24 protein-coding genes and 1 riboswitch are annotated in these 25411 nt (G+C 45.7%); of the genes, 6 read left to right on the plus strand and 18 right to left on the minus strand.

Annotated elements, in window-relative coordinates; genetic code table 11:
- Window positions 1-134: 134 nt before the first annotated feature.
- The gene (locus tag H8K33_RS17190) at window positions 135-995 is read left to right on the plus strand and encodes an AraC family transcriptional regulator (RefSeq protein ID WP_186892301.1); all 861 of its coding nucleotides are present in this window, start codon (window positions 135-137) and stop codon (window positions 993-995) included.
- 37 nt (window positions 996-1032) lie between these two features.
- On the opposite strand, the gene H8K33_RS17195 is transcribed toward H8K33_RS17190, so the two are convergent.
- From H8K33_RS17195 to H8K33_RS17210, 4 genes are all read right to left on the minus strand, one after another.
- A complete protein-coding gene (locus H8K33_RS17195) occupies window positions 1033-4596 on the minus strand; it encodes a PAS domain S-box protein (RefSeq protein WP_186892302.1) in 3564 nt (1187 codons plus the stop codon).
- The gene (locus tag H8K33_RS17200) at window positions 4596-5744 is read right to left on the minus strand and encodes an FIST signal transduction protein (RefSeq protein ID WP_186892303.1); all 1149 of its coding nucleotides are present in this window, start codon (window positions 5742-5744) and stop codon (window positions 4596-4598) included. Before H8K33_RS17200 ends, H8K33_RS17195 begins: the two co-directional genes overlap by 1 nt.
- A gap of 102 nt (window positions 5745-5846) precedes the next feature.
- Window positions 5847-6917 (minus strand): HD domain-containing phosphohydrolase, encoded by a 1071-nt coding sequence (locus H8K33_RS17205; protein WP_343043840.1) that lies wholly within the window; start codon window positions 6915-6917, stop codon window positions 5847-5849.
- Between the two features lie 244 nt (window positions 6918-7161).
- Window positions 7162-7545 (minus strand): hypothetical protein, encoded by a 384-nt coding sequence (locus H8K33_RS17210; protein ID WP_186892304.1) that lies wholly within the window; start codon window positions 7543-7545, stop codon window positions 7162-7164.
- A gap of 291 nt (window positions 7546-7836) precedes the next feature.
- Between H8K33_RS17210 and H8K33_RS17215 the strand changes: the two genes are divergently transcribed.
- Complete coding sequence (locus H8K33_RS17215) at window positions 7837-8340, plus strand: PilZ domain-containing protein (RefSeq protein ID WP_186892305.1); 504 nt, start codon at window positions 7837-7839, stop codon at window positions 8338-8340.
- Between the two features lie 15 nt (window positions 8341-8355).
- On the opposite strand, the gene H8K33_RS17220 is transcribed toward H8K33_RS17215, so the two are convergent.
- The 8 genes from H8K33_RS17220 to H8K33_RS17255 form a co-directional block, all read right to left on the minus strand.
- The gene (locus tag H8K33_RS17220; protein WP_222613476.1) at window positions 8356-9036 is read right to left on the minus strand and encodes a hypothetical protein; all 681 of its coding nucleotides are present in this window, start codon (window positions 9034-9036) and stop codon (window positions 8356-8358) included.
- A 70-nt stretch (window positions 9037-9106) separates the two neighbouring features.
- Entirely contained in the window at window positions 9107-9562 is a 456-nt protein-coding gene (locus H8K33_RS17225) for a hypothetical protein (protein WP_186892307.1), read from the minus strand.
- Between the two features lie 288 nt (window positions 9563-9850).
- Window positions 9851-11356 carry a sulfite reductase subunit alpha gene (locus H8K33_RS17230; protein ID WP_186892308.1) on the minus strand — a complete coding sequence of 502 codons (1506 nt, stop codon included), beginning with the start codon at window positions 11354-11356 and terminating at the stop codon, window positions 9851-9853.
- 47 nt (window positions 11357-11403) lie between these two features.
- Window positions 11404-12525 (minus strand): FAD:protein FMN transferase, encoded by a 1122-nt coding sequence (locus H8K33_RS17235; RefSeq protein WP_343043841.1) that lies wholly within the window; start codon window positions 12523-12525, stop codon window positions 11404-11406.
- A 23-nt stretch (window positions 12526-12548) separates the two neighbouring features.
- The gene (locus tag H8K33_RS17240; protein WP_186892309.1) at window positions 12549-13382 is read right to left on the minus strand and encodes a DUF4198 domain-containing protein; all 834 of its coding nucleotides are present in this window, start codon (window positions 13380-13382) and stop codon (window positions 12549-12551) included.
- Between the two features lie 41 nt (window positions 13383-13423).
- Window positions 13424-13936, minus strand: a complete 513-nt coding sequence (locus H8K33_RS17245; protein ID WP_186892310.1) for a DUF2271 domain-containing protein — start codon at window positions 13934-13936, stop codon at window positions 13424-13426.
- Window positions 13937-14164: 228 nt separating this feature from the next.
- On the minus strand, window positions 14165-14800 hold the full coding sequence (locus tag H8K33_RS17250; RefSeq protein ID WP_186892311.1) for a PepSY-associated TM helix domain-containing protein: 636 nt from the start codon (window positions 14798-14800) through the stop codon (window positions 14165-14167).
- A gap of 216 nt (window positions 14801-15016) precedes the next feature.
- Complete coding sequence (locus tag H8K33_RS17255) at window positions 15017-15697, minus strand: Fe2+-dependent dioxygenase (RefSeq protein ID WP_186892312.1); 681 nt, start codon at window positions 15695-15697, stop codon at window positions 15017-15019.
- A 425-nt stretch (window positions 15698-16122) separates the two neighbouring features.
- Between H8K33_RS17255 and H8K33_RS17260 the strand changes: the two genes are divergently transcribed.
- From H8K33_RS17260 to H8K33_RS17270, 3 genes are all read left to right on the plus strand, one after another.
- Complete coding sequence (locus tag H8K33_RS17260; RefSeq protein WP_222613478.1) at window positions 16123-18411, plus strand: catecholate siderophore receptor Fiu; 2289 nt, start codon at window positions 16123-16125, stop codon at window positions 18409-18411.
- Between the two features lie 218 nt (window positions 18412-18629).
- The gene (locus H8K33_RS17265; protein WP_186892313.1) at window positions 18630-19088 is read left to right on the plus strand and encodes a ferritin-like domain-containing protein; all 459 of its coding nucleotides are present in this window, start codon (window positions 18630-18632) and stop codon (window positions 19086-19088) included.
- Between the two features lie 239 nt (window positions 19089-19327).
- Window positions 19328-19897, plus strand: a complete 570-nt coding sequence (locus H8K33_RS17270; RefSeq protein ID WP_186892314.1) for a type VI secretion system tube protein Hcp — start codon at window positions 19328-19330, stop codon at window positions 19895-19897.
- A gap of 40 nt (window positions 19898-19937) precedes the next feature.
- Here H8K33_RS17270 and H8K33_RS17275 read toward each other — a convergent pair whose 3' ends face one another.
- From H8K33_RS17275 to hemP, 5 genes are all read right to left on the minus strand, one after another.
- Window positions 19938-20225: a hypothetical protein gene (locus H8K33_RS17275; protein WP_186892315.1), complete on the minus strand. Its 288-nt coding sequence runs from the start codon at window positions 20223-20225 to the stop codon at window positions 19938-19940.
- Between the two features lie 85 nt (window positions 20226-20310).
- Complete coding sequence (locus H8K33_RS17280) at window positions 20311-21570, minus strand: DUF2325 domain-containing protein (protein ID WP_186892316.1); 1260 nt, start codon at window positions 21568-21570, stop codon at window positions 20311-20313.
- A gap of 26 nt (window positions 21571-21596) precedes the next feature.
- On the minus strand, window positions 21597-21833 hold the full coding sequence (locus H8K33_RS17285; protein ID WP_186892317.1) for a hypothetical protein: 237 nt from the start codon (window positions 21831-21833) through the stop codon (window positions 21597-21599).
- Window positions 21834-21841: 8 nt separating this feature from the next.
- Entirely contained in the window at window positions 21842-22153 is a 312-nt protein-coding gene (locus H8K33_RS17290) for a hypothetical protein (protein ID WP_186892318.1), read from the minus strand.
- A 165-nt stretch (window positions 22154-22318) separates the two neighbouring features.
- Window positions 22319-22504: a hemin uptake protein HemP gene (gene hemP, locus H8K33_RS17295; RefSeq protein WP_186892319.1), complete on the minus strand. Its 186-nt coding sequence runs from the start codon at window positions 22502-22504 to the stop codon at window positions 22319-22321.
- 220 nt (window positions 22505-22724) lie between these two features.
- Between hemP and H8K33_RS17300 the strand changes: the two genes are divergently transcribed.
- Window positions 22725-23507, plus strand: coding sequence for a C1 family peptidase (locus H8K33_RS17300; protein WP_186892320.1), 783 nt, complete (start codon window positions 22725-22727; stop codon window positions 23505-23507).
- A gap of 640 nt (window positions 23508-24147) precedes the next feature.
- Window positions 24148-24359, minus strand: a riboswitch (cobalamin riboswitch).
- Between the two features lie 40 nt (window positions 24360-24399).
- On the opposite strand, the gene H8K33_RS17305 is transcribed toward H8K33_RS17300, so the two are convergent.
- Window positions 24400-25323 carry a LysR family transcriptional regulator gene (locus tag H8K33_RS17305; RefSeq protein WP_186892321.1) on the minus strand — a complete coding sequence of 308 codons (924 nt, stop codon included), beginning with the start codon at window positions 25321-25323 and terminating at the stop codon, window positions 24400-24402.
- Between the last annotated feature and the right edge of the window lie 88 nt (window positions 25324-25411).

Genomic DNA, 25411 nt, shown 5'->3' on the forward strand with positions numbered 1-25411 from the left:
TTTAAGATAAACAGTCATAATTTGTCGATTATGTGACAAGTGAGTGCCAAATGAGTAGCAGATGAGTGCCAAATGAGTAGCAATTCTTTGTCAATTGAATTCAAAGCGAAGTCAGCCTAAACCCAAAGTTAACGATGTCACAAGTTCCGTTTACCCATACTGATTCACCACCCGCGAGTCTGTCGCCCACAATCGCACGACCTGTGCGGGTTGTTGCGCGTAATTTGGAAGCCGATGAATTACTGCGGGCGCATCAACATGCATGGGGACAAGTGACCTATGCTCTGGATGGCGCAGTGCAAGTGAACGCGAATCAACAAACCTGGTTTGTTCCGCCACTGAGAGCGATTTGGATTCCACCAAGGATTGAGCATGAGGTGCGCACACTGGAGCGCGCTCAGTTACGCGCGATTTATGTCGATTCATCGGTCGCGCCGATAACTGGCGATGATTGCGTGGTGTTGGAAGTTTCCGCCTTAATGCGTGAATTAGTGCGTTCATTGACCGCAATCGAATTGAATCAATGGGGTTCCGGTGAATCGTATCATCAGGATCATCCTTCGTTGATCAGAGCGGGAAGAACGCAGCGCGAATCGCATCTTGCTGCATGTTTATTAGATGAACTTGCACACGCAGCACCACTACCTTTGAATGTGCCAATGCCGCGTGATACACGTCTGCGTCATCTATGCGAACTGCTAATTGTTGATCCTGCTTTGAATGCGAGCCTGTCTGATTTATCGAAACAAGTTGGCGCCTCTGAGCGCACTTTAGCGCGTTTATTTCAAGCAGAAATGCAAATGAGTTTTGGTTTGTGGCGACAACAGATGCGACTGGCACGCGCGGCGCCTTTGATCGCCAGCGGCAAACCTCTGTCTGTGGTGGCCGCCGAACTGGGTTATGCGAGCCAATCAGCTTTTTCTGCGATGTTCAAAAAGACGTTTGGACAAACTCCTTCCAAATTTTTTCGAACATCAGAACAGAGTTTTGATTAAGCTTGGTGCCATCAATATCATCGATTGCGTTCGTCGCTTATTGCGGATGCTTGGTGAGATAGTCGCGCAATGCTACTTTGAGCGGCTCGATCAATACGATGATCTGAGCAAATAAGGCGTCGACTTCTGAGAACTCATGTTGCTTGCCTTTTTGTTCTATGGACTTCGCCAAAACTTCGATTGGCTGCGCACGAAAATTTCCGACTAAACCTTTGAATGTATGCGCACTTCGATAGAGTAATTCCGCATCTGCATCTTGAATCGCCAGACGAATTTCATCGATTTGTTTGTCACAGCCAGCTAAAAATAGTGGTGTGATAATTTGTATGACTTCCGCATCACCCTGTAAAAGCGCGGCACTAAAATCAAATTCAGATTGCGCGGAAGTCGACCAATGATCGAGTACGTCCTCATTTTGCATCTGATCGGGGTGTGCTTTCGCGCTATTGATATCACGATGTGCAGCGAGTAGTTCGAGTAGTTCTCGCAGATTGTCTGACTTAATCGGTTTGGATAAATAATCATCCATTCCAGCTTCAATGCAGCGCTCTTTATCGCCAGGCATCGCGTTGGCTGTCATTGCAATAATCGGGATATGCTGGTCTTCGGTTTCCAACTGGCGGATAATTTGCGTTGCCTCAATGCCACCCATTTCCGGCATTTGCATATCCATCAAAATCACATCGTATGCATGAGATTTAAATTTTTCAACCGCCATGCTGCCATTCTCGGCAACGTCCGCAATATGCCCCCATTTTTCTAGCAAACTGATCGCAAGTTTCTGATTGATAGGATTATCTTCTGCCACTAATACTTGTAATTGGGTTTGCTCGGGGTAGCTATCTTCCGCGACCAGATTAATGTAATGGATCGCGCCAGTAGCCACGCCTTGAAATATCGCATCAATTGCGATTTGCAATTCACTTTGACTAATTGGTTTGCGTACATAGCCGGCAATGCCGATGGCTTCGCATCGTTGTGCATCATCGTGCAAAGCGGCAGAGGACAGCATTAACATTTTTCCGTTGCCGAGCAGATGTCGTTTGTGTATTTGCTCCGCCAAACGAAAGCCATCCATTTCTGGCATGCAGGCATCGAGTAAAATCAAACTGAACTGGCGCTGAGTTTGAGCTTGCTGACCTAAAATGTCGAGTGCTTCGCCTGCACTGCTAGCGACCGTCACATCCATTTGCCAATGGCGTAAAGTATCGCCAATATACTTTTGATTGATGAGATTATCATCGACAATTAATGCACTTAATCCTTGCAGATGCATCTGTTGCAAGGGCGCGCTATTGGCCAGACTGAAGCCAAAATCGGCAGAAAAATAAAAACAACTTCCGCGCCCGATATCGCTTTGCACTTGCAATTGTCCATTCATTGCTTGTACCAAGCGCGATGAAATCGATAGACCTAATCCAGTGCCACCATATTTGCGCGTGGTGGAAGCGTCCGCCTGACTAAATGCCTGGAAGATGTGCTCCTGCTTGTCAGCTTCTATCCCAATACCCTGATCGGTCACGCTGAAATGTAAACGCGCTACTTCATCTTGTAATTCAACCAGATTGATATCAATCGTGATTGTGCCATGGTGGCTGAACTTAATCGCATTGACTAACAAGTTGCTGAGAACTTGCCTGAGCTTGCCCGGATCGCCAATCAGAATTTCGGGTAGCTCTGGATCGATTTGATATACCAATTCAATGTTCTTTTGATCTGCTCTGAGCGCCGATGCTTTGAGCATGGTTGCAATCAATTCTCGAATCGGGAATTCGATTTTTTCTAGAACAATTTTTCCAGATTCAATTTTTGAAAAATCTAAAATATCATTAATGATTTCTAGCAGAGAATGGGACGACACTTTGACTAGTTCGAGATATTCCCGCTGTTGTGAATTTAAGTGTGTGTCCAAGGCCAGTTCCGTCATGCCGATAATACCGTTCATGGGCGTACGGATCTCGTGGCTCATGGTCGCCAAGAATTCACTCTTTGCTTTGCTAGCGTCTTCCGCTCCTACCTTCGCTTTGATTAATGCAGCTTCTACTTCCTTGCGGCTGGTGATGTCGCGACATGAACCATAGATGCTGCCATCTGGTAATAATGCAGCATTCATTTCGACGGGAACGCTGCCACCATTTTTCTTGAGCAATTGGATTTCTTGACGAATCAATTTTTCATTTTTTAAGCGGCTGGTAAAGACCTGTTTCGCGGATGCACGATGTTGTTCGGGCAGCAGCGAATAAATCCTTGTTCCTAGTAATTCTTCCCGACTAAAGTTGAGCATATTGAGTGCCAGATCATTGACGTAAATCCAGCGTTCGTCTTTGTCGGCAACAAAAACGGCATCCGCGGCATAATCTAAAATCATGCGCTGCTTGTTTTCACTTTCACGTAATGCAAATTGTGCGGCTAAGCGCTCCGTAATGTCTTGAAAAGCGGCGACCGATCCGACAATTTCATCGTTCTCTATAATCGGGGAAGCAACGATTGAAATTGGAAAAAGTCTGCCAGAACGATGTTGAAAATATTCTTGATCCGAACGATAAACCTGACCTTGCGTAACCGCACGGTTAATCGGACAATCAGCTTGCGCCACGGGGTCGCCATTGTGATGCCGCGCATGAATCAAGTCGTGCAGACTTTTCCCGCGCAGTTCTGTCAGAGACCAACCTAAGATTTTTTCCGCTTCTAAATTAAGAAAATTACAGTTGCCTGCTGCATCTAAGGTATAAACACCTTCACCTAAAGTGTTCATCACATTTTGCAAAAGCTGTTTACTCGTGTTGATCTCGTCGGTTAACGCGCGCTCTTGTGTGATGTCTGTGCGGATAGAAATATACTGATATGGCTTTTTTTCAAGGTCTAAAAATGGCACGATACTGGCATTTGTCCAATACATACTGCCATCTTTGGCACGATTGCGGATATCGCCATGCCAAACTTTTCCCTGACTGATTGTTTGCCACATGTCAGCAAAAAAATCTTGACTATGCAAGCGCGAGTTAACGATACGGTGATTTTGACCTAATAGTTCTTCGCGCGTGTATTGACTGATTTGGCAGAACTTATCATTGGCATAAATCAGGTTTCCTTGTGCATCGGTGATGCTGACAATCGCATGTTGATCGAGCGCAAATTGCTGGTTTTCAATCGCCACTAAAGCCGCTTGTAATTCATCGCGTGTATGCAAGATTTCGCTGACTAATCCGGCTAAGAGTGTGCTTAGATTTTCCAGACTATCGTCGTCGGCCAAATGCTTGCCTAACTGTGCCAATACTTCATTAGTCGTATGACGTAAGGTTTGCATGACCTGTTGGCGTAGCTCCGATTCATGGCGTAAATTTTGATTGGCTGCCATCAATTCGTCAGAACTGAGTTCAAGACTCCGTTTGCCGAGCGCCAGATCGCGATCTGCTTGTTCGTAAGCTTCGTCAACTTGCGTCATAAATTGACGCATTCCCTTTAATGCTTTTATCGCCTCGGCACTCAAGTTGCTGTCGTCGGATAGATTGTCGAATTCGCTGAGAATACGGTTCAACTGTGTCTCATCGTGAATACCCAGTAAGCGCTTTTGTTGTCGTTGGGACAGCTTGTGTCGCATTACAGACTCTCCGCTAAATACGTGATCGTCATGGTTTGGTTATGCAAGCTACAGCTTTCTAGTCGATAGCCAGGACAGATTTCACCGTTGGAATAAAAACCGCACAGCGTGGCATTAGTGCCGAGAATATCCTGCACTGCTTCAATCTCTTCATCCACTCGACCACCCATCACTAATTTTCTGCCGACACAACTGACCAGTAGACCTAAGGTCTGCCCATATGCCGGTTCTCTATTTGCGATGCTAGCCTGCGCCGCTGTTTCTGCGCCATCGACTAAGTCATTAGTATGCGCATGCATCAGTCTTAAATAGCCATTGGGATTAATTTCTCCGGCTAATACCAAGCTTCTAGCCGTTGCGTCGATTCCTAATATGGTGCGAATTTGCCCTAGCGATTCGCGTGCATCACTGAGCATTTCAAATGGAAATAACAGCCCAGATCCAGGTAAATCTTTCGCATACTCGCCCAAGTAACGTTGATACACTTCTAGTGCAGGTTCGCCATCAAGTTCATACAAAATATTCCCCGCGCTACGTGTTACTTTGCGGGTCGGACCAAAGGGTTTCCAGCCACCAAAGCTGCCATGAGAGAACACAAGTTTGTCTCCAGAAAAACCGATTCCGACGATGGCTGATGTTGAAACACCGGCATTCGATAGCGTATATGTTTTGACGAAAGCACCATCGTCTGCAGCAAGGCCGCCAGTGATCGGCAATGAATCGCCAAGTTCACTGACGATGCCTTCAATCATGGCACTTCCATTAATATTGACACCTTGGCCGAGTACCAGCAAAGCACGCAATTCAGTGCTGTGCAATTGTGTTGCTAATGCTTTGCCAGCATCGAATGAATGTTCCATCGCTGTGATTTCAGCAGTGGCGATTTTGAACTGGGTTGAAGCAAATCGTATTGCCGTGATGACGGTGGTTTGCGTTGAAACGCCGGCCGAGGTGATTTCGCCGGCTGTGCTGCAACCAGCTCGCTGCGCGTTGGGAAAGTAGCTTGCGAGTGCCATATGCAGTTCAGGGGCGGCGAAATGTTCGGTGTACCCAAACACCAAAACTAGTTGCGGGTCTATGCTGGCTAAATCTGCTAGCTGATCCAAATCTGTAGAGAGATCTCTCAATATCAGCTGCTTGATTTCCATCTTTTATCTCCAGCTCAATGTGTGCGTAGCAATCCTGACTGAGTGCTTCTTGAGATGTTGTAAGAAACAGTGGATATTACACGCGTGGGATTGCGTTTCAATTTAATAGGAACCAAATACTTTAAGATCATCACTATCTTCGCGATAGCGTTCTTTGATGGCCAACACTTGTGAGAAATCAGCCAGAAATGCATCCACACATAGTGGATCAAAATGCTGGCCACTACCATCTTTCAAAAATTCGATAGCGCGATCAACTTCCCAAGCGCGTTTATAGGGGCGCTCGGAAGTTAATGCGTCAAACACATCAGCAACCGCAACAATGCGTGCCGACAAAGGAATATTTGTGCCGCTTAGACCGTTTGGATAGCCACTGCCGTCGAATTTTTCATGATGGGAAAGTGCAATCTCGGCACCCATTTGCAAAGTTTCTGATGCGCTGCCAGCCAAAATTTGGTGACCTAAGCTCGCGTGCGTTTTCATGATGGAAAATTCATCTGCGCTTAGTTTGCCTGGTTTGAGCAAAATATGATCAGGAATGCCAACTTTGCCGATGTCGTGCATGGGTGCGGCTTCTAAAATCATCGCTTGTACAGATTCTGGCAATCGCAGGTTTTTTGCAATTAGACAGGAGTAATTCGCCATGCGCACAATATGCGCGCCAGTTTCTGGATCACGTGAATCGGCCGCTTTACACAGCCGCAATATGGTTTCTTGTTCGCGCGCTCGAATCTCTAAAATCGCTTTTTGTACTTCAGCATCAAGCCAAGAAGCGCGGTTTTCCAGATATCGCTGATTGCGCCGCAGTGCCAGCATATTTTTTGTGCGTGCCAAAAATTCGATTTTATCGACGGGTTTAATCAAGAAATCATTGGCACCAACTTCGAGCGCTTCATAACGTAGTGCGACTTCGTCGTTCGCGGTGATCATTAAGACGGGAATGTCAGCGCAGTGCTTTAGTGTGCGAAAGCGCCGAATGAATTCTATGCCATTCATTGCAGGCATCATGTAATCGACTAAGACGACATCAGGGACATGGTCTTGACACCAAGCGAGCGCAGATTCGGGTACTAGAAAGCTGATCGAGGAACATTGTTCAATTTTTTCTAGCAAACGACAAAGTAAGGTCACATTAATCTGTGCATCATCGATGACTAACACTTGCATTTCCATTCAACTACTCCGGTGACAACACATGAGTTTGGCGGAAGTAATGCATTTACGACAAAGGGGAAGTCGTTAATGCGAATGAAAATGATAGCCTAAATAAATCTTTACTGAGAGTAAGAAGTTGGGAAATTAAGAATGTTTATCAAATTGTGTCTTTTCTGACTGACAGTAGAAAAGACACTTCAAGGCGGATAGACAAAAATTTGCCTTTTGATTAAGTGATGTCTGTGTAAAGAGCAGAAGGTGCTTATACCGCTGATGCTGCTTTCTGTTTGTTCGCTTTGTATCGTGCATGAAAGCTAATTGCGATGCAGACCAGACCTAACATAATGATCGTGCTGTGTGAATTAGTATGTTCTTTAATCAAGATAAAATTCATGATCCCAATGAACGTGATCAATGTCCCCCAACATAAAAAACTGAGGCGGCGCAGATCATAAATTGATAGCGATTGGATGCGCCATAGCATGCCGAGACTGAGCAAAGGCAGCAATAAAATCACCGCACTACCTAATGTGCTAGCCATTTTTTGATCGACAAACAATGCGCCAAACAAGGGCAGGCAAGCCAAACCTGCCATCAAAGACAGAACTAGAAAGACGGTACTTAAAAACAATTTTTCGCGCAGCATGTTGTATCAATATTGAGATGAACCCAGAAAGAGGGCAAGCGCAGCATCGTAGCAAAAAACCGCGCTTGATAGTAGATTTCTTGCACCCATGTGATGGATCAAGGCTTGCGTTGATGCAGTAAGTAAGTCTATATTTGCATGCAAGAACGTAATTTCGATGAATTCATACTTGCTTGCTAATTCCCCTGATTATTTACAGGCAGTAAAGTGAGTGCGTGATAAACTTGCATTGAATTCGTCTAACATTAGACTAAACACAGATGAACATTTGGCGAGCAAGCAAACAGCGTTATGACAAAAATTATTAGCGATCAAGCCAAGAGTGAGCACCCGCTGGTAGCACAAATCCGGCAGGAAGCTGTGATGCCTAAAGAGAACGCATCAGCGCAGTTTAATCCCCCAAGCATTCCAACTAAATTATCCCGCATCGAAAGCCGCATACATAAACGCTATCTGGTGAAATGGCGGATTGCGATTGTGTACGAAGGTGGTAAAGGTAAAAAAACCTTCCACGGTCGCGTCAATGAAATCTCCTTGGGCGGCTTGAGCATACATTGTGATTACAATGTTTTTCATGATGGAAAAGTCATCCTATTGCTAGCATTACCACCATTGAATGCAGGTGCACGAGAGAAAATCTTGGAAATCACCTGTCGTATGAATTACACCATCCTATCGCAGAAATTATTTCGCATCGGGCTAGAGTTTGTCGAATTTCGTCAAGGTGACAGAAAACTGCTGGAAGAGCGATTGGAAATCAGCAACGCTGGTGGAATTGGCTACTCAGAAAGCTGATGAATTTGGGCGACATTATTCCTGCGTGGTAGCGGTGACTGTTTGATCTGCTTTCAAACAGCCGACTAAGTCATCGATAAATTGGTCACGCAGCACTTCATATTCACGCATGGTCTTGAATGCGCCTAGCTCGGCTGGCTGATTCATCATATACGCGGTAGCGATGACCGCTCTTGATTCTGACAATAAGGTATATATACTAAGTGGTCCATTAACTTCGAGTGAAGATTGATCAAGCGCAATGATCTCAATATCGTGGTGTTTTCTGATAGGTATGGGCTTCGCCGGAGTCATTTTTGATTGATAAACTTTCTGCATTTGCGCGATGATCGCGACACGATCTTCTGAAAACAGTTTTGCGTCAGATTGTTCAAGCTTCAAATCGACAAACATGACATTTGGTGCGGTTTCCAAAATTAGTTTATAGCCATCTAGCGTACTTACCTTGCGATTGCCTTCCGTGGTCATGACCTGACGAAACTGTATGTGGGCTGGTAGTCTGTTGGTCTTGGCTAGTTGTAAATTGCCTTGTGCTATACAGGTGAGAATCGGCGCAAGAGTATCGGTGCTGCGATTCAGATGAGTTTGTTCTGCCTTTGCAGAATTTGATAGGGTCACTAAAAGCAGTGATAATCCAAATAGAACACCGTAAGTTGAGCGTTGTTTGTTCATGTCGATGCTGTAAAAAAAATGCATGCCCTACGCTTTTCAATTGTGAAGAGAATCAACCTAGGGAATGAGTAGACCTATTAATTGTGAGAATAATTTAGTTTTCAGCGAGTGACCAAACTTGTCTTACTCGCTGCAAAAACTGCGTTAGGCTAACAAGGAAATAAGTGATGAGCGAACCCCAAGCTAAATAGCCACCGATTAATAATTCGCCAAAACTAGTCAGCCTTAGTAAGCAAAAAGCCGAAGCCAAACACAAGGCGATTGCGGTAATTTGGACAGATAAAATGTGTTCAAACTTAGCGTACACCAATAAAACAAGTGTTAACATTAAAGGCCAAGTAAAGGCAAATACGTTGACCGCACGGAACATCATCGTATCGTGATCTGCGTTGTAGGCATATCTCACATCAACAGATGGCGAAGCCGTAAGGATTTCTTGAGTGGATGGTGTCTGTGTTGGATCTTTTTGTACACTGCATTGAGATAAAGGCAGGAAGAATGAGATGAACAAACATAATGCGGCAAGACGTTTGAGTAAGTTCAATTTCATCAAATTAGCCTCTTTGTTTTTATTTTGAATCCGGCGCCATATTTTTCTTTAGGCTGGAAAATAGGGAGTAGGTAAGTAGAGTAAATAAAGGAACGAAAATAAGTCGACCAACAAACCAAGCGATTTCTCCATGCCGTAAATCTGAAAAGTAGCCCCAGATAAGCGCGCTCAAGGTCGAAAGAAAATAAATAGTAAGGTATTTTTTCTTCATGTTGTGGAGGTAAGAATGCAATGTCGATTGCAACTTACCATGGTTTAAAGTCATTAACAAGAAGCTAAAATCAAACCTTAATAAACATCGCGTCGATACAAGCCATTCTCGCGCATTGTTTCTAATACTTCATCACCTAACATCTCGCGCAATGCGGCATCGACTCCGCCTGCCATGCCTTCTAGACTTCCACAGACATAGATTGCGGCGCCATTGCTGATCCATTCGCTTAGTGTCGCAGCTTGTTCGCGTAATTTGTCTTGCACGTATATACGCTGAGATTGATCGCGGGAAAAGGCCAGATCCAGTTTGCTTAGAACACCGCTGGTTTGCCATTGTTCGATTTCTGTTTGGCAGAAAAAATCGTGTTCGCGATTGCGCTCGCCGAAGAATAGCCAATTTTGCCGTTGTCCTTGCTGTGCACGATGTTTGAGATGGGCGCGTAAGCCTGCGATGCCGGTACCGTTCCCGATCAAGATCAGTGGGCAATCGCTATCCGGTGGATGAAAGCTACGATTGTTACGCAAGCGTAGTTGTATGGCGGTTCCCAATTCTGCGAAGTGCGTCAGCCATCCAGAGCCCCACCCTAAACTACCATCGGCTTGCTGCATTTGCCTGACAATAAGTTCCACCGCGCCATCTTGCGGGATAGACGCAATCGAATATTCGCGGTGTGGCAAAACTATTTCTAGACCTGGGCGACGCGGTAATATTTCTGCGATGTCGCCAGCTTGCCAATCACGCTTTGTTGGTGGTGTTAGACGTAACTGGTAGACCGCATTTCCTTGGCTACCTGCATTGAGTAATCGGCGTTCTGTCAGTGTCCATGTTTCATACTCGGCAGGGTGCCAATCGGCGAGATCTGTATGACCACTCAGCACCCCTAGATGATGTTGCCAATGACGTAGCGCGCCATCGTCGCCGTTATCGACTTCGACTAAATCGAACAAAGTTTTTGCGCCTTGCTGATGTAGCCAGTGATCAAGTTGGTGACCAAAAGCGCAGAAGGCTTGATAGTGACGATCGCCCAAGGCGAGCAACGCATAACGGCAATGCGTGAGTGACAGCGATTGCGTCATGATGTCGCGAGTAAATTTGGCCGCACTATCTGGTGCATCACCTTCGCCGGTAGTACTGGCGATGAAGAGTATTTGCTGCGCTTTTTGTAGGAGCGCGGAATCTAACTGACTGATGTCGAGCAAATGGGTTTGCATGCCGCCTTGCTGCAAACTGGTTTGGGTTTGAAGCGCGAGCTGTTCTGCGTAACCAGTTTGGCTAGCATAGACAATCAATATCTCGTTTTGATTCAGCGATTCTGCACTGAGCGATGCTGATGGAACTTGATGATTTGCACGATGCGCCTGATGTGCCCGATGTGCTTGCGCATGCCGATCTTGTATCCAATAATAAAATAAGGTGTAGCAGAGCAGTAAAATGACTGTAGTAACTACCCGCACTTGTTGGATGCTCAGGTACTGTTCTAAGGATGCGAATAAGCAAATCGCGCTGAGAACTAGTGTCACGATCAGACCTAGATTGAGCAAGCGAGTTTTGCTGAGATTTAATTTCTTTGTTGACGACATAGTGTGAAGTTCAAATCAATTTTTGATGGCGACTTTTCGGGATTGCCTTAGTCATCATTCATCATGGCTACAAATGTGGGGCTCAGATGTTCGTGAAAGGCATCGTTCTCACGCACCACTATTCGTGCTGCGACATGCAGGCGGGTTGCGTAGTCCATGCCTGCTTCTGGGTCTAATACGGTCATCGCGGTTGCCAAGGCATCAGCGATCATGCATTCTGGGTGCAAGACGGTGACAGATGCGACGCCATGTTGTACCGGATAGCCATTGCGTGGATCTATCGTATGGGAATAGCGTTTAGCGTCGTGTATAAAGTAACGTTGATAATCACCCGAAGTAGCAATTGCAAGACCGTGTAGCGCTGCCACATATTCCACTTGTTCAGTTTGTCCTTCAAGTTGTTCTAAATTCGCCCACCACGGTTGACCATCAGGTTTACACCCTAAGCCTCGTAATTCACCGCCGATTTCAACCAAATAACTATGGATGCCGATTTGCTGCAAATAGCGCGCAAGTTGGTCCACACCGAAACCCTTTGCGGTTGAACACAAATCGATTTCAAGATCGCCCGTTTGCAAGACACTTTGGTCTGTCGTATTTAGTTTGAGTTGACGCCAATTCGATGCTTGTAATGCTTGTTGAATGTGGGTTGAATCAGGCGCTACCGTGATTTTTCCTTTGGGTCCGAATCCCCAAAGATTCGCTAGATGGCCTATGCATGGGTCATAGGCGCCTTGGGTTTGTTCCGCAACAAATAAGCTGTGTTGCAAGACCTTAAAAAAGTCCGCAGGCAAAACATGCCAGCTATTTGCCGCTGCGCGATTAAAGCGACTGATATCGGAATCGGCTTCCCAAGGGCTCATTTGTGCTACGACTTGATCGAGTTCTGCTTGAATGCCCGCTTGTAACTTATCCGCTTCGATTGACGAGTTGGCATAACACTGTACCTGCCAAGTCGTACCCATGGTGAATCCGCGCAGATCATGCAATTGCGCATGGTGATCTGGCTGACTTGGTCGTTGCATCGTGAGCGGAATTAACACCTGACGTTGTCTAGTTTGAGATGAACTCGATGGCGGCATATGGGTGAGAATCGGCACGTGGGAAGTCGGAGACAAGATAGCAAAAGAAGGGGTTTGCGTGTCAGTATCTTGGGGGAATACCGACACGCGACTCTTGGGAGAGTATGAAATTAGTCAGGCATCACTTCTAAAGTGGCAACGTAGCTGGCACGACGTTCTTTGACACCAGGAATACTGGATTTGTTGTCGCTAAAACTCGCTTGCATCCAATACAAACCAGCACCTTGCCATTTAATGCTCACTTTACCTTCGCTGTCGGCGGTTAATAATTGCTCATCGAGTTTTTGACGATAGCGAATACCACCGGCAATCACGGTAACTTTAACGCCAGCAGCAGGTTTGCCATCGATTAAGAATTGGAACTGGGCTTGGTCGCCATTCATCAAATCATTTGGATGTGTGATTGGATTTAATTCCAATCCCTTGCCAGTTGGTTTCAATGCCGTATTGTTTGGCTTGCCATTAGTAACAAAAGTTTCGACGCGTCCTTGGTTATGACTCACTTGCAAATCTTGTGCGTTCGCAGGAACTTCTTTGGCAAAGGCTTCTGCCGTACCGCGCCAACGTTTTGGCGCACCATTTTCTTTGTAGCTAGCATTGATACCATCGTTGACTACGCTGATTTTGTAGGTGCCTGGTAATTCAGCACGAATATCGAAGTTACTTCGTAATTTACCGCTGCTTTGATTTTCTGCTTTGATGTTGGAACCATCTGCTGCGGTGATGACTAAATTATTTAGATTCATCGCAACGTGATCGAAGAAAAATACATCCGTTGCCGCCGCCGCGTCAAAACTGACCCACGGTGCTTTGCCGTTCACCACAGTTGAGGTCGGAACGATAAATTGACGATGCGCCAGCGCATCTAGCGGCGCCAATAAAGGCATGCAAGCGGCTAATGCGACACACAAACTTTGGCGAGTTTTATTGGAAAAGAGTTTCATGGAAGGATCCTTGAATAAAGTTTTATCTGAGGTGAATTTGATTATGGTTTAACTTGTACCGAGATTTTGCCTAACTCGTGGCCGCCTTGTGCGGACGCGAGTTTGCCGTCTTTGCCGCCCCAAGTAAATGGAACCTTGACCACTTCACGACCACCGCCTTCACGTGATGCCTCGACTAATAAGTTGTAATCACCTGCAGGCAATTTCGCCAGCGCGGTTTTATCACTGGCAAAGCTGAGTGTATGTTCGCCAACAATTCTTGTCGCGCTACTCACACCGTCCATAGGCATGGACACATCGCGACCACTACGACGCCACCATTGACGCATATCTTTCAACCATTTCGCGCCTTCGTTATCGCGCTTTTTGAGGTCATACCAAACCGATAAATTGGCCGCAAAACTTTGATCAGGACGTTCAACCCAAATCGCCACATAAGGACGATGATATTCAGCGACATTGAGTTTTGGAACTTCAACTTTTACCACTAATTCCGCTGCCATCGCAGACGTGCCTAGTAAAGTGCTGATAGCGAAGGGAAGTATTTTTTGCATAAATTTACCTCGATAAATATGAGTCAGATTAAATAGAAATTCTCTTTTTTTGTGCATAGCTGAAGCGCCCGATGATGATTTTTTTAGGGCGTTTCTGACGGTGTTCTGTCATGCGTTTTTTTATAGTGCGACACTAATCGCAGATAGAAAAACAGTAAAACAAAGGAAACGAACGGCTGGCATGACGAAGACTCATCGGCTGGCAAATACCAACAAAAACGGTCAAACTTAGTGAATAAACATAATACTCAGTAGCATCGGTATCACTAAACCTGCGACCACCAAAGGCCAGGTTAAGCGACGGTTGCTCGCATGCATTTTGAGTAAAAATAATCCTGTAATACAAAAGATCAGACAAGCCAAGGCAAAAATATCAATGAACCATGACCATGCGGTACCAGTGTTGCGGCCTTTGTGCAGATCGTTTAAATAAGCGATCACACCACGTTCCGTTTTTTCATATTCCAGTGCGCCGTCTTCTAAATTGACTCGCAACCAAGCATCGCCACCTGGGCGCGGTAAGGCGACATAAATTTCTTCTGGCGACCATTCCGCTGCTTTGTTGGCGGCATCAATACGATGTTGTGTTTCCAGCCATTGCAACATGCTAGCGGGCAAACTGGTATCTGCATTTTTCTGGCTACGCTGCTTTACTTCGGCATTTAATTGTTGCAAAAGACTGGCGGGAACTTGCCCGGTCTTTTGGCTGGTTTTTGGGCTAGCTTCGATATCGGCAGCATGATTTAAAGTGAAGCCTGTCACAGCAAATAACATCATCGCGATTAAACAAATCGCGGAACTGATCCAATGCCAGTTGTGTAAATGACGCAGCCAAAAAGCGCGTTGTTGTTGAGGAGTAGACACGTTGTAAATACTTAATAAATTCGTCAAGGTGGTGATGTCAGCAAAAGCTTACTGACAAGACATGCTATTTTAATTGAGAATCATTCTCAATTGGAATTATTTGAACAATTGATTTGTATCGCATTGTTACCGATAGTCTGACGTTCGTCGGAAAGCTGGTTGGAAAACTCGTAACAACAGACAAATTCAAATCAGATCAAACTCCAGCAAACTCGATCAAGTCTCTGCCCACATGCGGATCAGATTATGATACTGCGCAGTCAGCCCTAAGACCTCTGCACTGTCACCAATTTGCCCGCGTAAGCTTTGTATGTATTGATCCATCTCAAATAACATGTTGCGACGTGCATCGTCACGGATCATGCTTTGCGTCCAAAAGAACGAGCAAACGCGAACTCCGCGCGTTACTGGCTTCACTTGATGCAAGCTGGTGGATGGATACAAAATCAGATCACCAGCCGGCAACTTGACTTCATGTGCACCATAGGTATCGATCACTTCTAGCTCGCCACCCTCATATTCGTCAGGGTCGCATAAAAATAAAGTCGAAGACACATCTGTGCGTAAGCTGAAGTCAGCATTCGGTACCTGACGAATAGAACCATCGACATGTAAACCATAATGCTCGCCGCCGGCATAGGCATTAAATAAAGGTGGCACGATGCGTAAAGGAAGGGCGGCTGAATAGAACGTAGGATTCTTCTTTAGCGCCGCCAGTACCATTTGTCCCAGTTCTAATGAAACCTCAGCATGTTCTGGTAATTGGCGATTTTGTTTTACCAGCGCACCTTGCGCACCAACGGTTTGTTTGCCGTCTACCCAATTCGTTTCTTGCAGGCGTTGACGTAAATAATTCACTTCATCCAAAGTGAGAACGCCGGGGATATGCAACATCATGATGATTCATCCGTAGTAAATAAGTGATTGGCCGTCATCAACATTGCTACCCACTTTGTTTTTGTCTAGGGAGGCGCGGATGGTTTCAGTTATTTGAATAATTCCGTGCTTCTCTATGTTTCGAGCGTCTGATGCTTGGCGTTGACAGGCATTCTAAACAATCTTTAATGCAAAGTAAATGGGAATCATTCTCATTTACTTGTTGCAAATCAAAATGAGAACGATTATCATTCGTCTTAATGTTTTTCGCCAGCCATCGAAGCCGTCCACTCCAAGCGGTTGTCACTAGCCAGCCTTCTCCCTTTATTTTGATTGAAACTTAAGCTAACTACTTTCAACCACACTGAACTTGTGTTGAATGCTGCGCCTCTGTTTCTGATTCATTTTATTTTCATATTTTTAACATTCCTAACCGGAGAATTTTTGTGGCATATATTCGTAGTCGTCAACATCAAAAAAACGCGGTCCAGTTCAAACATACTTTGATCGCTATTGCTGTTTTGGCAGCACCGCTGTCGGTGCAAGCACAAACCGAAGCGCAAAAGAGTACGCAAGAGCAAAGTAAAAAAGAAAATGCTTTGCCTGAAATTAAAGTGCAAAGCACGCAAGATATCCCTTACAAGGCAGAAGTATCTAGCTCCAGTAAACTGGTGAAACCCTTGTTGGAAACGCCGCAGATGGTATCGGTCATCAAAAAAGAACTCTTGCAAGAACAAGGCGCATACAACTTGATGGACGCTTTGCGCAATACGCCAGGTATCACAATGCAATTGGGTGAAAATGGTAATACTGCCGCGGGTGATACATTCCAGATGCGTGGTTTCGCCAGTCAGTCTTCCGTTTTTGTCGATGGCGTTCGTGATTTAGGAGCGATTACACGCGACACATTTAATGTAGAACAAGTTGAAGTCGTCAAAGGTCCGGCAGGCGCAGACGTTGGTCGTGGTGCAGCTTCTGGCTATATTAATTTGGCGTCTAAAGCGGCGATGTTGGACGATGTGACGAGTGGTACTGCCAGCATCAATAATGGCAATAACAAACGCGTCACTGCCGACATCAATCGCAAAATCGGTGATACGACAGCCTTGCGCTTGAACGTGTTCAAGCAAGATGGTGGTGTTGCAGGTCGTGATCAGGTCGAGAGTAATGGCTACGGTATCGCGCCGTCTATCGCCGTGGGCTTGGGGCAAAAATCACGTGCCTATTTTTACTCACAACACATTCGTCAAAACAATGTACCAGACGGTGGTATTCCTACCGTTGGCCTAAAAGGCTTCTATAACGCGAATGCCTTATTGTTGAATGCGCCTAAAGTCGATAGCGAAAACTTTTACGGTAGCGTCAACGACTTCGAAAAAGTAGAAGCGGATATGGCTACTGCCAAGTTTGAATTCGATTTGAGCGACACGACAGTCTTACGCAATATTACGCGTTACGGGCAATCCTCCATGAAACGTGTGGTGACAGGTATCAACGGTGTTACCGCCGCTGGCGCGCAAGACACTTGGACGGTGGCTCGCTCACGTCAAGGTTTGGATCAAAGCAATGAAATTATCGCGAACCAAACCAGTGTTAACAGCAGCTTCGATACCGCAGGTTTGAAACATAGTTTGTCTGCGGGTGTTGAGCTCTTGATGGAAAAACAAAACACCAATACTCTAGCGGTGCCAACAGGTGTCGTTGTGCCAGCAGCCAATCTGTACAACCCGAATGCCAATGTGAGTTTGCCTATTCCTGTGAAAAATGGTGCAACGGCAGAAGGTCAAACCAAAACTGTCGCCCTCTATGTCTTTGATGCGATCGATTTGAATGACGCATGGCAGTTGAACACAGGCTTGCGCTACGAGCGCTACAACACAGAATCACGCACGGTCAGTTTATCCACTGCAGCGGCGAATCCAACACTGCCAGTTGGCACTTTGATTCCTGCGAAAGTAACGAAGAGTGATGACCTCTTAAGTTGGAAATTAGGTACTGTTTACAAAGTTGCTAAAAATGGTCGTTTGTACGGTGTGTATGCAACCTCATTAACGCCGCCAGGTAGTGCGAATTTTTCGCTGAGCAGTGCGGCAAATAATATCAATGGTCCTTTAGCGGATGCACAAAAAACCACCAATTTGGAATTAGGTACCAAGTGGGATTTGTTAGACAAATCCTTGTCATTGACGGCGGCTTTTTATCGCACCGATAGTACTAATGAAATCGTCCAAGTCGATAGCGTTACAAATGCCTTTGCCCAATTTGGTAAGCGCCGTGTTGAAGGTGTTGAAATTGGTATCGTTGGACAAATCAATCCAGATTGGCAAGTGACCGCCGGTGCAGCAACCATGAAGACAAAAGTCTTACAAGGTTCCACTGGCAACAATGCGGCTGGCGCTGCAACACGTTGGTCACCAGATCTGACAGCGACTTTGTGGAGTAGTTACAAAATCACGCCTGCGTTCACCATTGGTGGTGGATTACGTTATACCTCGGAGCAAAAGCGTGTGATTGATCCGGCTGCGAATCTGGCGGTGCAAAATATGCCAAATATCGCATCGAATTGGGTGGCGGATGCCGTCGCGTCTTATCAGGTGAATCGCAATCTTTCTTTGCAGTTCAATGTGGCGAACTTGACGGACAAAGCTTATGTCAATACCTTGAATAACAGTGGCGCACGATACACTGTTGGTACACCTCGTACCTTCTCATTAAGTGCCAATGTCTTGTTCTAAGCATCGCATGATGGAAACGATGACTAGTCAGTCTGATTAGTCATTAGTGCATTGATCTTAAAGCGCATCATCATTCTGGTGGTGCGCTTTTTATTTGCCGGAAGTATTGCGGATGGCATTCAAAATCGTCATTTTTGTGTATAGTTGTCGAGTCGCGGTGAATCCGCAGATATCGTGATGGCTTATTAGGTTTTTAGGTTTGAATAAGGAGAAACAAAATGGATGCTATGAAAAAACAAGCTGCAATTGATGCGCTGAATCACATCATGGAATTGGAACTTGCCGGTGTCGTGCGTTACACCCATTATTCTTTGATGGTGTATGGCTATAACCGTATTCCTATCGTTTCGTGGTTGAAAGGAAATGCGGATGAGAGTTTGGCGCATGCACACAAAGCTGGTGAATTGGTGACGCTGCTAGGTGGTCATCCTTCGCTAAAAATTGGTGCACTACTAGAAACGGAGCAGCATGATATCGGTGATATTTTGCGTGAAAGTTTGGATTTAGAAACCACCGCTTTGTCTGCCTATTATGCATTGCTGAAAATTGTCGAAGGCAATTCAGTTCTACTCGAAGAATATGCGCGCGAAATGATCGTCGCCGAAGAGTTGCATTTAGATGAAGTCAACAAAATGTTGCGTCGCCCTGGCGCTATTGAAGTGTTTGCTGCATCCTAATCGTGTCTCGCTAAGTCGGGCTGCTTAGCCCGACTCTTGTTTCCTTCTCCTCCATCATTGAGCTTAAACCGCTATTCCATGTCGCCAGAACATCATCGAATGCTGTCTAAGAATGTGCTTAGGCGGCAAGCCGCGGGAGCTAGGAAATTAAGCCCGCCCATCGATTTTCTTGATAGCTGCCTGACAGATTAATTGACATGAACGGTGAGCGCATACAATCTTAATATGAGGAGTCTTCAATGGATTTAATTTTGTTGCAGCCCGGTAATGCAGAAATGTTCGGCGGCTTGATGGATGGCGCTGATGATAATCCTGTGTTGACGGAAGATGGCAGAGAAAGTGGCGATATCAAGTTTGCTCAATGCATTGAATTGGTATCGCTGCGTCAAGGAATGAAACAACAGATCACGACAGACCCAAGTAACTTGGCACGTAATTCAGATCGCCCGGTTATTACCGAATTTACTTGCGTGAAATATGTCGATAAAACTTCGGTGAAGTTATATGAATATTGTCTGCGTGCACAAGTGCTTAGCACGGATCAAAAAAGTCCAACCAAGATTTTTATCTTACGCAAAACGAATGAGAAGTTCGCTGTCTTCATGACGATTGAGTTACGTGACGCCATCATCAGCGAGATTCAGTTTCAATCACACCCCAACGATATGCCGACTGAACAATTTAAACTAAGCTTCACCGAAATCTTATGTACTTATTCCGTACAAGGCGCTGACAAAGCGAACCCTGGTAATTTCACTTCTGGGTGGAGTATTGCGCACAACCGACCAATTGCGCAGTTGACTGATTGACCTAGGACTCGGGGCACGTGTCATTTTGGGTTTGCCTATTTCAACTGAGTTTTGACGAAAGTAGGCGTTTTCTTAGCAAGGACCCGATGAGAAAAGTGAGACCCAAGCTCAGTGCGCTTACCAGCAGATAAATCAGACTTGCATTCAGCAGACCTAGATAGGTATGTGCCGTAAAGAATGCGTTGATATGAATAAAGAATCCGCAGATCATCCAAGGTATGGCGGGGAGTGGTTTATTGAGCCATGATTGACGCTGATGGCATAGATAAATCAGTCCATTGGCAATGACTACACTAAGTAGAAATATCGTTGTTGCGAGTTGGCTCATGTGTCTCTTTCCCGTGCAATTCATTCGTTTTTGCTGGTAGGGTGGGAGCTACCAGCGGCTATAAAATTGAGCAGTAAGCGAGGCCTTAAGATGTGGGGCTACTATGTTCTTCGTTTTGCCCAGATTCTAATTCTTCAGACGCTTGTTCCAGACCGCGTGCCAGTGATGAGACGCTAGGATTCTCAACGAACACACAGCGTTTGCCGGTACGTTTACAAAATTCTTTGACACGCCAATACGCATTGTGGCTAATGCAGCCAGTTTGGCAGATCACCAAATCAGCAGCAGCGAGGCTGCTATCTAACAGACTTTGACTATCTTCCATGCCACCATCGTGATGTGCAAAGCGGCCACCTACGCGCTCAATTAAATCGCGGTAACTAGCAACATTGCCGCTACGACCGCCAACACATAAAACATTTTTTTGTTGTAGTTGAATCGCAATCGGAATCGTTCGATGATGTTTAATCTCGACGGATTTCACCTCTTGCACTTGGTGCTGTTCAGTTTGCTCAGTATGTTGAGCGGTTCGCCGAGTTGCGGACAGTAGTTGATGCTTGAGTTCGCGCACCAATTGTTCTAACTCATGTTGACGCGATATCATTTGTTCGATTTTTTGTTGCAAGCGTTGGCGGCTAGCTAATTCTGGAACTGTATTTTTGAGCGCTTGTAAATCTGTATTGAGATAAGCGATGACGCTTTCTTTGCCAATATTTTCAGCCCGCAGTTGCACGATGGTTTGCTGTAATTGTTCAATCTCATGTGCCTTCTCTTGGATATGACGTGTTTGCCGTTCTTGTTGCCGCGCCATCTCACGACCAAGTATTGCGTTCTCTTCCAATAAGGCATTAAATCTGACGATGTCAGCACGCACCGTTGCACCTGCTTGGTGTTGCAGCATGTGCATATCGCGGCACATGCCTTCTTGTATGCTGTAGTCACACAAAGGATGGGTTAAGCCAGCCCAGAATGCGCCAGCCACGTCACCCTGATAAATCGCATCAACCCAGAGTTGCACCAGTGCTTCGCGTGTCTTCGCGATGCGGAAGCGTTTGATGGTTAGCGCATAGCGTTGATCCAAATCTTCTTGCAAGATCTCGGAAACTCGGTTGCGTTGACTGCATTCAGCGATTGCGCCAACATGAATTTCATAGTCGTCTGCCTGCATATTGCCGCCCAAAGCTTTGCTAATCAGGCGACGTAATACCGCCAGCGGAATGCAAACGCCGATGATAGGACAATGCGTATCGCGCGATAAATCCCATAAGCGACGACGGCGCGATCCGGCTGAAGACGACTTGGTGGCAGATTCGTTCTTGGCAGAAGAGCTGTGTTTTTCGCACATGATGAAACTCCTGATGTTGATGACATTTAGTGGAAAGTATGTGGTGAATCGTGACTCTTTTGCTCAGGCGTAAAGTTTTGTGCATGTTCTATCGTGGTCTGCGCTTGTGCGACCATCTTGGATAACTCTGCAAAAGCCGTCAGATCTAGTCGCAGAGAAATTGACTGTAGGCTCAGGTGCACAACACCACATTCCGGGCAAATCATGATTTCGCCAATTTTGCTATTGGCAATACTTAAATGTTGGCAGGCATTATTTTTCATATTTGATGTCACTCGCTTAGGCTGATAGAAAGCGCTTGGATGGTTTGTGATGGCGCGATGGCGTGCCAAGATAAAGCTCTCGCACTGTCTTGATCCTCATACCGATCAATGCGCAAGGCAGGGTGTTGAAAGTGTGAAATTGCTGATGGATGATTTGCTCCAATCGGCGAGCGAACATCATGCGTGTGCAGGGTGATCTTTATTGCGCTGCGTTCTGGCATTTGCCTGCGTTGCTCAAATCTTCCTTGGCTTGAGTTGGTCGTGATGGTGCGCGATTGCTCATCGAACAGCGCGCGAACAATGCTTGCTTTGCAATGCATAGTGTCTCCACATAAGTGGCACTGGCTGGCGATGACTGGCTGGTGCTTTAAAAATATAAAACGGATGAGGGAAAGCGAAGTAATTAGGTGCAACAACAATAAGTGCAACAACAAAAAAACAATAATGCAATCTGCATCTGGAATTTTTGAGAGAAAATTCCGTAGTTATTTAGTCAGAATCAGTTTTCCCATTGACGTACAACGCAATCGATACACCATGCCTTGGTGTTCAATTTCGATTTCTTGATGCCCTTGTAAAATATCTCGACTATGCAAGCGCAATGGCGCGGCGACCGCTGTTGCTGGTTTCAGTAGAGCGGGACTGGTTTGGCTAGATTCTGTGAGGTTCATACAAAGCGGATCGTTTAAGTTAATCAATGAATCCATTATAAATGCGAATCATTCTCATTTACAAGTGAAATTTTATGCTTTCTACTTTGTCTATGACGCAGCTTTGTTTGAACCGTGCAAAAGGGTTGAACGGTTAATTTTTGTTATTGAATCGAGATCGATAGATTTGATTCGCTACTTCGCTTAGACTCGCTTTCTCAAACACAGGTAAGAGACTAAGATGATGCGCAACAAGTTACTCTTATGGCAGGCAGATGTTCCCGATGCGCGAGATCATTTGTTTCGGGCTTCAGTAGTCGATTTGCCATCACGGATCGACTTGCGGCGCGATTGCCCGCCGGTATTCGATCAAGGTGAGCGCATTGGTAGCTGCACGGCGAATGCGGTCTGTCATGCCTTTCGGTTTAATTTATTACGTGAAGCCAGATTGTCGGAACGAGCCGCGCCAAAATATCTTCCTTCGCGCTTGTTTTTGCATTACAACGCACGGGCCTTGGCCGGCATGCATCTGGAAAATAAAGGTGCACAAATTCGCGATGCGATGAAGAGTGTGGCCAAGCATGGTATTTGTCGTGAGCGAAGTTGGCCCTATCGTGCGCACCGATATGCAGAGTTGCCAACGGATACCGCTTATCAGCAAGCTTTGCGCTTTCAAAGCATTGCTTATCAACGTGTGCAACACGATTTAATTGAACTGAAAGAATGCTTGGCAGAAGGATTTCCCTTTGTCTTTGGCTTGACTGTATTTAGCGCTTTTACCAGCGCGTCTATGCAAGCACGTGGTGTTTTAGCACTGCCCAAAAAAGAGGAAGAAAAAATTGGTGGTCATGCCGTGCTAGCGGTTGGATACAACGATGCGACCCAAAGGTTTCTCATCATGAATTCGTGGGGCGAGAGCTGGGGACAAGGAGGTTATTTCAGCGTCCCTTACGATTATGTGATGCAAGAAAAAATGGCGAGAGATTTTTGGACTTTACGCGCGGTTGAGAATGATGCAGCGTGATGGAAATCCTCAATAGGAATACTTAAAATGGCGCAGGGTAGAGCCTGCCCTTGAATGCTTGAGTCGGGTGCGTGGAACCGAAGGTAGCGTTGCACGACTAGGCGGACACCACAACGCCAGCCGCTATTTTGTGTAAATCCAAATAAAAAGGCACCCTATCTATTTCTTCATCTAAGTGCCTCAAGGCTGGACATGCTCGAACAGTCCATAGATGACGATTGACAGATAGGGTGCGGCGAAGAAAACTGTGAAACTCCTGATGCAGTTTTACGAATGACATCGTTCAAGAGGCGTTTGCAGAATCTGATGCAATATGCGCATAAAACATGATGTCAAAAAGTGATTAAACTGCCGGAATGAATTTTGATAATGTCGATCAATGCAAAAAGCATTTTTAAGAAATTTCTTCTGATCTTCTCAATTATTCTGTACATGAATAAGTTGAAAATAAACTAGCCATAAGCAAATAAGAGGCAAACAACAAGCAAACAACAAGCCAAATAATCAGTTGGAAAAAGCGTATCGATCGACGTGAAAAATCATCCGTCACGCACCATCCGTACGTGATCAGATCTAAGAGAAACTCAACAGAAAGCGGTATTGAATGTTGAACACTTTCAAACACGGCCTTCCGCAGTGTTCCTATTGAGATCGACAGGCCGGTATCCGGGCTTGTAAGTCTTGTTACATCGCCTTCCCAGTCTTAAAAAACCAGTGGCGTAGATGATGTAACCGCACTTACTTACCGTTGCGGAGGCAGCAGGGGCTTGGTGATAGTTTGCTATCGTGACCACTTTCCCGTTTAACACGATTCAAGATAATGAAGCGCGCACCTGTTGAAGAAAAGTTTAACACAGGTCTTTCGCAAATCTAAAATAAATCTATAGCCAATCTAGAGTAAATCTATACTTGGCAATTTCAAAAAACTGGTTTCTCGGATGGTCGCGACGAAATCTTTCAAATAGCTTTTGTCGCTAGTTTCTGGCAAAGATGCTGCGTACAAGCTACCAATTAAACCTGATGCCGTGACACGTTTCGCCAGCACATAATCACGATTGACATAATTCTGCGCAGCCCACACTGGCAGCGTTGCGATACCACGTTTGCTAGCAACCAATTGCATCATGGCGACGGTTAATTCTGTCGTGCGACGACCAGCAGTGACGACGCCAGCAGGGGCTAGCACTTGCCTGACCACGTCTAACATCTCATCGGGTACTGGGTAGGTAATTAAGGTGTCGTTGGCGAAGTCTTGTGCGACCAAATAATCACGTTCCGCTAATGCGTGATCTTTTGCAATCAGGGCGATGATTTCAAAACGGAATAGCGGTTGGTAATGTACTTTTTCGCTGATGTCGGTTTCCGATACGATTGCAATATCTGCGCGTCGCTCATATAACAATCCAACCGGATCAGCCTGAAAGCCCGACACAATATCCAGTTCGACTTCTGGCCAGCGCGTGCGAAACACATCCATCGCTGGCATCAACCAATCGAAGCAGGTATGGCATTCGACCGCGATGCGTAATTGTCCGGCCACACCTTGCGCTAGACGCGCCAAATCACGCTCAGCCGCTGCTACCTGCGGCAAGACACTATTCGCTAATTGCAGCAAACGCTCGCCTGCCCCCGTGAAGCGTATCGGTGTGGTCTTACGCTCAAACAGCGCGCTACCGTAATGTTCTTCTAAAAGTTTGATTTGATGCGATAAAGCGGATTGCGTCAGATTTAATAAACTTGCGGCACGCAGCAAATTACCGGCTTCATGTAGCGCTTGCAAAGTTTTTAAATAGCGGATTTCAAGGATGGAGATCATGGCTGTGGGTAGGGTTTAAAACAAGCTGGGCTACTAATTCCCTTCTCCCGCAAGCGGGAGAAGGGTTAGGGATGAGGGGCGCTCAGGT

It is taken from the genome of Affinundibacterium amnicola (assembly GCF_014284275.1).
Lineage (GTDB): Bacteria > Pseudomonadota > Gammaproteobacteria > Burkholderiales > Burkholderiaceae_D > Undibacterium > Undibacterium amnicola.